This window comes from Hydrogenovibrio sp., from assembly GCF_965140365.1.
In the GTDB taxonomy this organism is placed as follows: Bacteria; Pseudomonadota; Gammaproteobacteria; order Thiomicrospirales; family Thiomicrospiraceae; genus Hydrogenovibrio.
This window is the reverse complement of sequence record NZ_OZ223196.1, coordinates 1,562,951-1,575,103: the sequence shown is the minus strand read 5'-3', so window position 1 is coordinate 1,575,103 and position 12,153 is coordinate 1,562,951. Positions and strand designations below refer to the sequence as shown.

12 protein-coding genes are annotated in these 12,153 nt (G+C 46.7%); all 12 read left to right on the top strand.

The genetic code is table 11. The features are described from left to right. Positions 1-54: 54 nt before the first annotated feature. The 12 genes from flgB (at position 55) to AC0KH7_RS07585 (ending at position 12,141) form a co-directional block, all read left to right on the top strand. Complete coding sequence (gene flgB, locus AC0KH7_RS07640) at positions 55-456, top strand: flagellar basal body rod protein FlgB (protein ID WP_472372221.1); 402 nt, start codon at positions 55-57, stop codon at positions 454-456. A 2-nt stretch (positions 457-458) separates the two neighbouring features. Beyond that, positions 459-869 carry a flagellar basal body rod protein FlgC gene (gene flgC / locus AC0KH7_RS07635; RefSeq protein ID WP_472372219.1) on the top strand — a complete coding sequence of 137 codons (411 nt, stop codon included), beginning with the start codon at positions 459-461 and terminating at the stop codon, positions 867-869. Between the two features lie 9 nt (positions 870-878). Next, entirely contained in the window at positions 879-1,565 is a 687-nt protein-coding gene (locus AC0KH7_RS07630) for a flagellar hook assembly protein FlgD (RefSeq protein ID WP_472372217.1), read from the top strand. Between the two features lie 15 nt (positions 1,566-1,580). Next, positions 1,581-3,188, top strand: a complete 1,608-nt coding sequence (locus AC0KH7_RS07625) for a flagellar hook protein FlgE (protein WP_472372215.1) — start codon at positions 1,581-1,583, stop codon at positions 3,186-3,188. Positions 3,189-3,497: 309 nt separating this feature from the next. Continuing rightward, positions 3,498-4,238 carry a flagellar basal body rod protein FlgF gene (locus AC0KH7_RS07620; RefSeq protein ID WP_472372213.1) on the top strand — a complete coding sequence of 247 codons (741 nt, stop codon included), beginning with the start codon at positions 3,498-3,500 and terminating at the stop codon, positions 4,236-4,238. Positions 4,239-4,256: 18 nt separating this feature from the next. Next, a complete protein-coding gene (flgG, locus tag AC0KH7_RS07615) occupies positions 4,257-5,048 on the top strand; it encodes a flagellar basal-body rod protein FlgG (RefSeq protein ID WP_472372211.1) in 792 nt (263 codons plus the stop codon). Positions 5,049-5,087: 39 nt separating this feature from the next. Continuing rightward, a complete protein-coding gene (locus tag AC0KH7_RS07610; protein WP_472372209.1) occupies positions 5,088-5,837 on the top strand; it encodes a flagellar basal body L-ring protein FlgH in 750 nt (249 codons plus the stop codon). Between the two features lie 330 nt (positions 5,838-6,167). Continuing rightward, a complete protein-coding gene (locus AC0KH7_RS07605; RefSeq protein WP_472372207.1) occupies positions 6,168-7,268 on the top strand; it encodes a flagellar basal body P-ring protein FlgI in 1,101 nt (366 codons plus the stop codon). Positions 7,269-7,287: 19 nt separating this feature from the next. Then, on the top strand, positions 7,288-7,773 hold the full coding sequence (locus AC0KH7_RS07600) for a rod-binding protein (protein ID WP_472372205.1): 486 nt from the start codon (positions 7,288-7,290) through the stop codon (positions 7,771-7,773). A 41-nt stretch (positions 7,774-7,814) separates the two neighbouring features. Next, a complete protein-coding gene (gene flgK / locus AC0KH7_RS07595) occupies positions 7,815-9,719 on the top strand; it encodes a flagellar hook-associated protein FlgK (protein ID WP_472372203.1) in 1,905 nt (634 codons plus the stop codon). Between the two features lie 18 nt (positions 9,720-9,737). Further along, complete coding sequence (gene flgL / locus AC0KH7_RS07590; RefSeq protein WP_472372201.1) at positions 9,738-10,760, top strand: flagellar hook-associated protein FlgL; 1,023 nt, start codon at positions 9,738-9,740, stop codon at positions 10,758-10,760. A 139-nt stretch (positions 10,761-10,899) separates the two neighbouring features. Further along, positions 10,900-12,141, top strand: coding sequence for a murein transglycosylase domain-containing protein (locus AC0KH7_RS07585; protein ID WP_472372199.1), 1,242 nt, complete (start codon positions 10,900-10,902; stop codon positions 12,139-12,141). The last annotated feature ends 12 nt before the right edge of the window (positions 12,142-12,153 follow it).

Below are 12,153 nucleotides of genomic sequence, written 5' to 3'. Positions count from 1 at the left end.
GGTTGTTTGACAGCACGTCTGGCGCGACCGAAAAAGATCAGAAAGGAAAAAATTATGGAATCTGTTTTTGGCATACATGAGCAAGCCTTAGCGGTTCGTAAAGAGCGCCAAGGCATTTTGGCAAACAACTTGGCCAATGCCGACACGCCGAACTTTAAAGCGCGTGACTTGGATTGGCGGAAAGAATTGCAAGCGGCAGAAGAAAATATGCAAAGTGGTCGTTATAAGCCGGATATGAAAATGACGAATAGCCGTCATATTGAAGGCTTTGCAGAAGCATCAACCGATGATTTTCTGAAATATCGCATGCCGACCCAGCCATCATTGGATGGTAATACGGTCGAAACGCATATTGAAAAAGCGCAATTTATGGAAAATTCCATGCAGTATCAAGCGACTCTGGAGTTTATGAATAGCAAAATCACCAGCATTCGCGGCGCCTTGAGAGGAGAATAATCATGAGTATGTTTCCAACCCTTGATGTTTCTGCAACCGGGATGCATGTGCAAACGGTTCGATTAAATACCATTGCATCGAATATGGCCAACGTTGACAGTATCAGCTCCAACTCGGATGAGACCTATCGTTCCAAACAGCCGGTTTTCAAGACGATTTTGAATGAAGAAACCGGTCGTCCGGTGGGTGGCGTCATGATCGACGATATTGTTGAAAGCGAAGCACCGGCTATTATGGAGTACAACCCGAATCACCCAATGGCGGATGATGAAGGTTATATTTACCGACCAAATGTCAATGTGGTGGAGGAAATGGCCAATATGATGGATGCGTCCAGAACCTATGAGACGAACATCGAGGTGATGAACACCACTAAACAAATTTTATTGAAAACCATTCAGATGGGTAAATAGGAGTAAGTTATGTCGACAGCCGTTTCAAATAACTCTGTGTCGGACTACATTGCTTCGACGCAAGACAGTTCCAATCCTGCTGCCTTTGCGCCGAATAAGACAATGGATCAAACGGATTTTTTACGTTTGCTGACGACGCAGCTAAAAAATCAGGACCCGAATAAGCCGATGGATCCGACGAACTTTGTCACTGATATGACGCAGATGAGTCAGTTGGAAGCCACAACCCAATTGAATGCTTCTGTAATGTCTATGACGGAAGGTTTTCAAAACTTGCAAACCATGCAAGCGTCTTCCTTGATTGGTAAATCGGTATTGGCCGAAGGCGGTGAGTTCAGTCACACAGAAGGTTCTGAGTCATCTTTTAAACTGAACCTGGATGAGCCCCTGACGGATGTCACCGTCGTGGTGTCGGATGGCAATGGAGCTGTTAAGGAGCTGGATGTTGGTGATCTCGCTTCCGGAGAGAAAACCATTTCTTGGGATGGTACCGATGATCATGGTACTCCTATGGCAGGTGGCGTATATAAATTAATTGCTTACGGCACGGACAAAGATGGTGAAATGCAATCCGTCAAAACGGTGGTGAGCACAAAAGTAAACAGTGTGTCCATTAACTCAGATGGCACGATGAAGTTAACGTTGGCGACAGGTGAAGATGTCGACATGTCCGCCGTTAGAAAAATTAGCGAATAGAGAAGGGGTAGAACAATGGCAACTTATGATTTAAACGCACTGAGTGGTATCAACGCCGCTTCCAATGGTTTAGGCGTTATTTCAAATAACTTGGCGAATGCGCAGACAGTTGGCTTTAAGTCTTCTCGTGCTGAGTTTTCAGACATGTTTTCCGGCGCACAAAAATCGCCTGGCAACGGTGTTCGAGTCGGGGCGATTACGCAGGATTTCAGCGTGGGGAGTATCAATGATACCGGCCGTGAACTGGATATGGCGATTGATGGCGAAGGCCTCTTTATTTTGGAAGATAAAACCGGAAAATATGAAAATGTTTATACCCGTAACGGCTCTTTTAAACTGGATAAAGAAGGGTATATTACGGATCAGAGGGGCAACCGCCTACAGGGGTATTTATTGGATCAAACCTTGTCAACGGAAACCAATCCTGTGTTCAGTACGGCGTTAAACTCGATTGATTTGGATGATTTGAATAAAATACCCAAAGCCACTACAGAAATGACCTATGACATTAACTTAGATGGCGATGAAGTGAATAATGTCGATCCAACTGGCACCAATACCGGTGTCGATGGGACGGATGACTCCGTTGGTTCAAGCCAGAACTTAGCGAAGTTAGCTGACCCTGAAAATAATACCGGTTCAGGTGGTCTTTTTGATGGTTCGCCGGACTATTTTGCACCTCCAAAAACTATTTACGATAGTTTGGGAGGGGAGCATACGCTGAATGCCAGCTTCTATAAACGTGATGTGGTGCCGGAACCGAATGCTAGTTCAGCCAACACTTCCGGTGAAAAATATACTTCTTGGATCGTGCAATACACTATTACTGCGGAAGACGATCAAGGTAATCCACAGTATACAGGGCATGTCATGGACCCAAATGTCGGTCCCCCTCAAGCTCCATCCAACCGAGCTGGCCAGGTGTATGAATTGCGATTCGATACGGATGGTAACTATTTGGGAGCCTATGCCCCAACGTTAGATGCGAATGGTCAGTATGACCCAACTGCAGCGATTGCCGGTGGTCCGGACTCGGATCCGGCGGCAGGTACTCCTGCTACCGACTTGGGTACTGCTGGGTGGGTTCCGGTAACGGGTAACCCAAAACTTAACTTTATGATTGACAATCCTATGACAGGGGCAACCGATCCGTTGGGTGGCGCGACTCAAGGCACCCCAGCCGGCTTTGAAATCGATTTAGATATGCAAGAAATCACCCAGTTCGGTGGGGCTTATATTCAGCGCGGTACGACTCAAAACGGTTATGCCATCGGGGATTTGGTCGGAGTTAATACCAACTCGGATGGTGTGATTGAAGCGCGTTACTCCAATGGCCGTTCCGTTCCGGTGGCTCAGCTGGCTTTGGCTAACTTTAACGATAAAAATGCCATGGAAAAACTCGGTGGACAAACCTATGCTGAAACCTTTGGTTCAGGCCCTGTTCAAATAGGTAAGCCAGAGCAAAATGGTTACGGTTCGATCAGTGCGGGCTCCTTGGAGTACTCTAATGTGGATACAACCGGTGAATTGGTGAATATGATTCAAACGCAACGAACCTATCAGGCGAGTGCTCAGGTTATTTCAACGTCACAAACCTTGACACAAACCATTCTGAATCTGTAATTGATTTTGTGGCACAAAAGAACCGGCATTTTTTGCCGGTTTTTTATTTAATCCTTCCTATATATCTTTATCGGCCGAATTCTGAAGGCTTTAATTCTTTTTTGCTTAATTTTGGCACGGCAAGTGCTACTAACTCTTTAACAGATTTTCGAAGCGTCGGAAATTTGACGAATAGCAGTACATAACGTTAACACACAAGGAAGTCGAAACACCGGCCGTTAGAGCCATTTAAATATAAGTGTTTCTATGGGAGCCGCCTCTTTGGCGACTCCATTCTTTCAAGACTGGATAAAAGTAAGGATTTCGCTGATGGATCGTATGTTATACATCGCAATGAGCGGCGCCAAAGAAGTGATGCTTTCCCAGGCGAATAATGCCAATAATTTGGCCAACGCCAATACAGATGGGTTTAAGCAGGACTTCAACCAGTTCCGCGCGCAACACATGGAAGGGCCGGGCTGGCATACGCGTACTTATGCACTGGATGAAAGACCGGCGACCGACTTTACGCCGGGAGCCGTCAAGGTGACCGGGCGGAATATGGATATCATGACCAAAGAAAATGGGTTTATCGGTATCCAGGCTCCGGACGGGTCTGAAGCGTTGGTCCGTTCCGCTTCCATGCATGTAACGCAAGAGGGCGACTTGGTGAACGTTAAAGGTGATCCGATTCTCAACGAGGGCGGGGCTCCGATTAATATTCCACCCGCGAAAGCCATCGAGATCGGCGATGACGGTACCATCTCCTTTTTGCCGGCCGACGCGCCGAATAATTTGATGGTGGTGTTGGATCAGGTTCGTATGGTGAGCCCCGATGTTAAGAATTTAGAAAAAGGGCTGGATGGTTATATTCGCAGTACTGAAGACGGTGAGTTGCCGCAAGCACCTGTGAAGGTTGTTAATGGGGCTTTGGAAACCAGTAATGTTAATACCGTTCAGGCTTTAACGAATATGATTGAGTTGTCACGAAAATATGAGATGCAAATCAAAATGATGAGTACCTCAAAGACGCATGCTCAAAAGTCAGACAGTCTTGTGAAGTTAAGCTAGGGAATTTAGGAGTTTAAAATGAATCGAACACTCTATGTTGCGACAACCGGTCTTGAAGCCCAGGATTTTAGATTGGCAACCATTTCCAACAACCTGGCCAATGCAAACACTTATGGTTATAAAACCGGCCGTGCTGAATTTGCGGATTTGATGTATCAAAATGTCCGTCAGCCAGGGGCTCAAGCGACCCAGAATGAAGAAAATACCTTGCCATCCGGCCTGCAAATGGGAACCGGGGTGAAAGCCATTGGCGTGCAAAAAATTCATACCGAAGGGAACCCTATTATTACCGATAACGAACTGGATTTAATGATTCAAGGTAAGGGTTTCTTCCAGGCATTAGACCAGGATGGGAATTTGATGTACACCCGTGATGGCTCGTTTGAAGTCAATCAAAACGGTGACTTAGTGACTTCATCCGGGTATCTGGTGGAACCCAATATCAATATCCCGCTGAACGCGACGGAAGTTTTTGTGACGAATGACGGCGTGGTCTCCGCAAAAGAGCCCGGTAATCCACAACCTGTACAGCTTGGGCAGCTGCAACTGGCCACGTTTATTAATCCATCCGGACTGGAATCCATTGGGAAGAACTTCTATATGGAAACACTGGCCAGTGGACCGCCAAACGTGAAAAACCCTGAGGTGGAAGAAGCCGGCGGAATCCTTCAAGGCGCGCTGGAATCCTCAAACGTGAATACGGTGGAAGAACTTGTCGGCATGATTGAAGCCCAGCGGACCTATGAGATGAACTCAAAAGCCATCAGTGCTGCAGACGGCATGATGCAATACTTAAATAATAACGTTTAACCATCTGGCGGCTAAAAAATTTAGCCTAAGGAGTGAGAAATGACTGGAAAAAAACAACCATTACAAGGTGTGTCGTCGCCCTTACTCAAAGTGGCGATGGCGACGGCTGTATCATCCATGATGCTGTCAGGGTGTTCAACCGTTCCGGAGCGTATGGAGAAGTTTTCATATGAGCCGAATTATCCGATGAATATTCCCGCGAAGACCGTACCAAGAGATGGTTCACTGTATCAAGCGGGTGATAACTTGAGTTTATTTGATGATTCCCGTGCACACAAAGTTGGGGATATTATTACGATTAACTTGGCTGAAAAGTTCGATGCCAAGAAAAAAGACGAAGCAAAATACAACAAAACCAATCAACAGAACTTCGGTTTGAATGGCCAGGCGGCGATTGGGTCCAATGCAACGGCTTTTGGCGGGAATATTTCGGTGCCCGGACTGGGGACGGGAATCGGCATTGGTTATGGGTCTGATGGCTCCTTCAATGGCAAGTCAGACGTCAAACAGAACTCCAGCTTGAGTGGCTCGATTGCGGTGACCGTTGTCGAAGTCATCCCAAACGGTAATTTGGTGATTCGAGGCGAAAAATGGATCACGATCCACGAAGGGGAAGAAGTGATTCGTTTTGCGGGGATTATCCGACCACAGGACATCAGCCCAGATAACACCATTGATTCGGCGAAAGTGGCGGATGTTCGATTGATTTATAAAGATACCGGCATCTCCGGTGACATGAACCGACCAAGCGCGGGGACTCAGTTCTTGCACAAGTACTGGCCGCTGTGATTTTGGTTCGAGTTTGATTTTGGTGGGCCGCGCACCGAAACGGCGGCTAAGTTTTTCCGACTTGTTTTTTTTACAATCTCCTTTTTGCAAGTCGGTTTTTTATTCTCTTCAAAACGGCCAGGCCTGGTCGTTTTTTGATAACCGTTTTTTCTGGTCTTTGGGGGCGCTCGGCGCCCCATTTTTTTATCTATTATTTTCAATAACCCATCTTTATCGGCTTACCCTACAAATTATTGAGCTATTTTTTGTGTTTTTGTCTGTTATGGCATAACTGATGCTAAGCTGTTATTAAAATAACAATAAAATTGTCCTAAATGATAGGAGAAAATCATGTTTACCAGAAGAAATGTCATTTTAATGGCGATCTTACTTGTTTGGAGTGCCGTGTCCTATGCCGAAAGAGTCAAGGATTTGGCAAATGTGGCAGGTGTGCGCTCCAACCAATTGATTGGTTATGGTTTGGTTGTCGGGTTAAATGGTACCGGCGACAAAACCGATTATGCCGATCAGAGCTTGCTGAGTATGTTGAATAAGTTTGGCATCAATTTACCGCCGGGCACCAAAACCAATTCCAAAAACGTAGCCGCGGTAGCCGTTCATGCTGATTTACCGGCGTTTGCTAAACCCGGTCAGCGGATTGATGTAACGGTTTCTTCTTTGGGGAATGCCAAAAGTTTACGAGGGGGCACTTTGCTGTTGACGCCGTTGAAAGGGGTGGATGGCAATGTCTATGCGTTGGCTCAAGGAAATTTGATTGTGGGCGGTTTGGATGCAACCGGTGCCGATGGTTCCCGTATTACGGTCAACGTTCCAAGTGTGGGGCGAGTACCGGGTGGCGCATCCGTGGAAAAAACCGTTAACAGTGGTTTTGATTTGGGCAATACCATTACGTTGAATCTCAAGAATGCCGATTTCACAACGGCGTCCAACCTGGTGAAGGCCATCAATAAAAAGCTGGGTGACGGCACCGCTTATGCTTTGGATGGCGAGTCGGTGGAAGTCATGGCACCTCGTATTCCGAATCAACGCGTCGCGTTTTTATCGATTGTTGAAAATATTGAGCTGAAGCCGGGCGCTGAAGCGGCGAGAGTGATCATTAACTCACGAACAGGCACGGTGGTCATTGGCAATAATGTTCGCGTTTCGGCCGCTGCCGTTACGCACGGAAACCTTGTGGTAAAAGTCAGCGAATTTGACAATGTTTCTCAACCCAACCCGTTTGCCGGTGGGGAAACCGCCGTGACTCCGGAATCTTCAATCAGTGTGCAAAACCAAGGAAAAGGTCGTATGTTCAAATTTCCGAAAGGCGTGACGTTGGATGATATCGTTCAGGCCGTGAATAAAGTCGGGGCCGCACCGGGTGATTTGGTGGCGATTCTGGAAGCGTTAAAGCAATCCGGTGCGTTGCAAGCGGACTTAATGGTTATTTAAGGAGAGGATGATGTCGGGAATGGATTTACAGGTCCCGAAACTGGAGGCCTATCAACAAATTTACGGTAACGGCGGCAGCTTTAACGACCTGAAACAGACCGCCAAGCACGATCAGCGAGAGGCATTGCGCCCTGTTGCAGAACAGTTTGAAGCACTGTTTTTATCGCAAATTCTGAAAGAAGCCCGTAAAGTCAAGTTGGATGATGGCTGGTTAGACGGCGACCAAGGCAGTTTTTATCGGGATTGGTATGATCGACAGTTGAGCCAGGTTCTCTCCACTAAAGGTTCTCTTGGGTTGGCCGATAAAATAGTTGAAGAACTTGCGCCTAAGTTGCCGACTGTGTCAAAATCAGACTATAAAGATCTGTTAAATCAAGGTCCTAAACACGAGGGTCCTAAGCAAGAGAGTCAAGAAAGCACACAAGTGGAAGACGCTCAGGCAAAACAAAATATAACACCGGCGCAAACGACAGCAGACAGTCTGGCATTACGACGTTTTCGATAAACGGTTGACCAGATAAATGAGACCAGAAAGAGGAAAACACAATGGCTGACCTATTATCCATCGGTTCCAGCGCGGCCAATGCCTTCAAAAATGCCATCGACGTGACCAGTAACAATGTCGCGAATGTGGCTACAGAAGGTTACAACCGGCAACGTGCAGAATTTGCCAGTAATGCCACTCATGCTTTGACCACTTCCTATAATGGTGGGGGTTCTCGAGTCGAAAGTGTCGAGCGTATTTATGCCAGTTACATTCAAACCCAGCTTGTAAACAGTTACAGCCTAAAAAGTCGTTATGATGAGCAATTGTCTTTAGCTCAGCAAGTTGAAGGGGTGGTTGCGAGTAATGACGAAGGGGTTCAGGATTTTATGAGACGTATCTTTGATTCGTTTCAGGAGTTGGCGGATAACCCGACATCGTCTACGGCCCGCAAATTAACGGTGGATCAATCCAAAAGCCTCGAAAACCTTTTGGGTAATATGAACAGCGTCTTAAATGAAACCAGTGATCAGGTCAATAAACAGCTTTCTAATACGGTGGATGAGGTGAACCAACGCCTCGAAAGCATTAATCAATTGAATCAACAAATCGCTAACCTGTCGCATGTTAACGGCCAACAACCGAATGATTTAATGGATCAGCGGGATGAGGAAATCAAACAACTCAGTCAATACATGGACATCAAAACATCCCCACAGCCCGATGGTAAAGTGAATGTAGCGACGGGGGATGGGCGTTATTCTTTAATTGGTGATAATACCGTTACGAAGTTGTCCTCTGGCTTATCTGAGTTTACGCATGATAACCGTTATGAAATTTACATGAACGTGAATGGCGAAAAGCGGGTGATTTCCGATCATATCAACGGCGGCGAAATGGGGGCGGTTCTGGATTTCCGGGATAATATGCTGGACAAGTCCAAAGACGAGCTTGGCGTGGTGATTAATGGTTTGACGGCGTCCGTTAACTGGCAACATTATCAGGGCTGGGATCAAAACGGTGAACCCGGCCAATCTTTCTATCAACCGTTGGACACGAATGCAACGGCAAGTAGTAAGAATAAAGAGATTGCCGGTGGTGGCGCGGAAGACGGAACCAATATCTTGGTGAACTTTACTCCGGTTTATGATCCGAACGCACCGGTACAAGGTTCGAACCCCCCATATTCCTCGACCGCCGTTCCGCCTGCCGCAGATGCTCAGCCGGTAGGTTATGGTACGAAGCAAGGTTTTTTGGATCAGGCTCTGACGGAAATCGGTAATTTTGAAGCACGAGAATATGAATTACGGGTTAACACGGCCGGTAATTTTGAAGTGTTTGACCATAAAACCGGAAATGCGGTAGAAGATTCAACCGGTGCACCGGTTGAAATCACTTTAGGTGCACCGGACAATGGTATTGAAAATATCGAAGGTTTGCGTTTTGATGTTCGTGGCATTAACGCCGTACAGCCGGGCGAAAAGTTTTTGGTGAAGCCGCATCAAGATATGCTGGAGAACTTTAAAACGGAAATAAGTAGTTCGGAAGGCGTTGCGACGCGAGGCCAGTCGCCGGTTGAAACAGGGACTGGCAATCCGGTATCGCCAACCAGTCCGCCTGAACCGGGGGCGGCTGGGGATAACGTCAATATGGCGAATATGGCCAGTCTGCAAAATAAGAATCTGTTGTACTCCGATTTGACAGGTGAGGCCTCTGAGACCTTGTTGGGTGGCTATTCGACAATGGCGACGAATGTCGGTGCCTATGTCAGTAATACCGAAATTCAGCAAGTTGCTCAGAACAATGTTTATGGCGAAATGGTGGCGAGACGGGAATCTTTGTCCGGTGTTAACCTTGATGAAGAGGCCGCGAATTTGTTGCGATTCCAGCAAGCCTACCAAGCTTCAGCACAGATTTTGCAGACGGCACAATCGACATTTCAGACATTAATCAATGCTATCGGTTAAGGGTTGAAGGAGAAAAAAATGAGAATTTCAACCAACTTATTTCATATGCAATCGTTCGCTTCGATTGAAAAACACCAAAATTCGGTATTGGCAATCCAGGAAAAACTCAGTTCCGGTCAAAGAGTTAACAAGCCCAGTGACGACCCTTTAGCCATTGGTCAGATCCATGCGCTGAATCAAAGTATGAATGACCTAGCGCAGTTTAAGAAGAATGGTGATTTTGCCAAAACCATGTTGTCTTATGAGGAAACTCAAATTGACTCGGCTGTTAATGTAACGCAGCGTGCCCGTGAGTTGACCATTCAAATGATGAATGAAACTTATACACCTGAGCAGCGCCAAGCGGCGGGTTTGGAAATCGGTCAATTAATTAAAGGAATGGCGAACGTTATGAACAGCAGTAACTCGGAAGAAGAGTTACTGTTTGCGGGGAACAATGTAACAGCGAATGCCGCTTTTGTTAAAGATCCCGCAAACTCCGGCGGATTGCAGCCGGGGAATGAATACTATGCTTACATCGGTAGCCCGAATGCGGGAGCGGATTATGATGTTCAAGCGAATTATGGATCGCGTTTTGTGCAGATTGCATTTGACGATAACAATCAACTAAGCCCAGATGATGACGGCGATCCAAGCCGAGTACGTGTGACGGATAACGGCTCCAAGGTTTTTGATGTGCCGGGGGCCAGTTCGTTACCGCCGGGGGTGGATCGTAATCTGTTGAATGTCATGGTTCAATTAAAAGATGAACTGGACCAGGGCAATCAGCCACCGGCGGAGATCGGTACCGATTTATTAGCTGGGCTGGATGCTATGTCGGATGCTTTGGCCGAAGTGGGTAGCCGCCAAAACCGTATTCAAAACCAAGATGAGTCCGGCCAAGAGTTTGGCATTGCGTTGAATCAGCGTCGTTCAGATTTGCAGGATCAGGATGTGGTGGAAGGAATCTCGGAATTCACCATGAAACAGAACGCTCTGCAAATGGCTCAACAGGTTTTCTCCCGAGTTCAAGGCATGACGTTGTTTGATTATTTAGGATAATTCTCGTCCAGACTGGATATTTTAAAGCCTCTTTTTCAAGAGGCTTTTTATTTTGTCGGCTCAGCAACAAAATTGGCGTTTAAATTGCTACGTCCTGTCGAATACAACTTTTTTTACGGATTTTTGACAGAGGGTGCACGTGTCATTGCCTAAAATTTTTTTTCATTTGATGTTTGCCGTCATGATGCTCGGGGTGGTGAGTAGTGGTGTAATGACCGCTTTTCAACATTGGGTTTTGTCGCAATCGGTGCTTACGGAGCCGCCAAAAAGCCAAGTGGTCGCGGAGTCTGGCATTCGTCATATGATTTCCTCTCCCAAAAAAGATGACGATAATCGTTTGGCTAAGAAAGCCTATACAGAATCTTTTCCCAACGAAACGACTCCGGCTAAGCCGAAAAAGGCCGTTTTGCCTGAGTTGAAAGCACCCGTTTCATCTTCTTCTATCGTGACCAAGTCCGTCACCTCACCGGTGGGAAAAAATGCTTCCGTTAAACCTGATGCCAGTTCGGCCAGCCCGGTTTTGGTTGTGTATGAAGATGAGTTGGTGATTGAATTTCCGAAAGCCATCGCCTCTACACGAAATATTAAAAATGCCGTTAGCCGTGTGCTGCTGCTGGATCGCCCGACGGCTGGGCATGAACTACTGTCCCGTGAAAAAATGAATTTGCGCAAACGCCCGTATTTTTATCGTCGAGTGTTGGACCAAAATCAAAATCCGGTCCGTTACCCGAAACAGGCCTTCGACTACGCCGATTATCTGATGGAACACCAAGTGGAAGAGTTGTCGGATGAAGAGGGCGACTTTATTGCCCTGCATATTCCATTGCATGAAAGTGGTTTGTCGGGTCCGGCCAAAGACTACCAGGCCTGGGTGAAAACCTACGCGAGCGAGTTTGGCGTGCCGGAGTCTTTGGTTTATGCGGTGATGGAAACCGAAAGTGCCTTTAACCCCAAAGCCGTCAGTCGCTCCAATGCCATTGGTTTGATGCAGGTCAAGGCGGAAGCGGCCGGAAAGGATGTCTACCAATATATTGACGCCAAACCCGGTCAACCCAGTCTTGACGAATTGTTTGATTCCGAAAAGAACATTCGCATGGGAACAGCTTATCTTGGCTTGTTGAAGCATGATTATCTGTCGGATATTCTGGATGATAAAATCAAGCAAATGGTGACCATTTCTTCTTATAATGGTGGCATCAAAACGGTCTTGGGGTTGTTTGGCAAAACGCCGGGAGCAGCAATTAAACGTTTGAACCATATGAAGCCGAATCAGGTGTATCGTAAATTACGTTACGATCACCATTCGGACGAAACGCGTCGTTATTTGGATAAGGTCATGAAAGCCGAAACCAAATATCGGGAGTTGTTGCAGGAAACCTGACCGTTTCAAGAC

Coding starts and splice junctions, on each gene's coding strand:
- flgB (WP_472372221.1), top strand. CDS start 55: ATGGAATCTGTTTTTGGCATACATGAGCAAGCCTTAGCGGTTCGTAAA.
- flgC (WP_472372219.1), top strand. CDS start 459: ATGAGTATGTTTCCAACCCTTGATGTTTCTGCAACCGGGATGCATGTG.
- AC0KH7_RS07630 (WP_472372217.1), top strand. CDS start 879: ATGTCGACAGCCGTTTCAAATAACTCTGTGTCGGACTACATTGCTTCG.
- AC0KH7_RS07625 (WP_472372215.1), top strand. CDS start 1,581: ATGGCAACTTATGATTTAAACGCACTGAGTGGTATCAACGCCGCTTCC.
- AC0KH7_RS07620 (WP_472372213.1), top strand. CDS start 3,498: ATGGATCGTATGTTATACATCGCAATGAGCGGCGCCAAAGAAGTGATG.
- flgG (WP_472372211.1), top strand. CDS start 4,257: ATGAATCGAACACTCTATGTTGCGACAACCGGTCTTGAAGCCCAGGAT.
- AC0KH7_RS07610 (WP_472372209.1), top strand. CDS start 5,088: ATGACTGGAAAAAAACAACCATTACAAGGTGTGTCGTCGCCCTTACTC.
- AC0KH7_RS07605 (WP_472372207.1), top strand. CDS start 6,168: ATGTTTACCAGAAGAAATGTCATTTTAATGGCGATCTTACTTGTTTGG.
- AC0KH7_RS07600 (WP_472372205.1), top strand. CDS start 7,288: ATGGATTTACAGGTCCCGAAACTGGAGGCCTATCAACAAATTTACGGT.
- flgK (WP_472372203.1), top strand. CDS start 7,815: ATGGCTGACCTATTATCCATCGGTTCCAGCGCGGCCAATGCCTTCAAA.
- flgL (WP_472372201.1), top strand. CDS start 9,738: ATGAGAATTTCAACCAACTTATTTCATATGCAATCGTTCGCTTCGATT.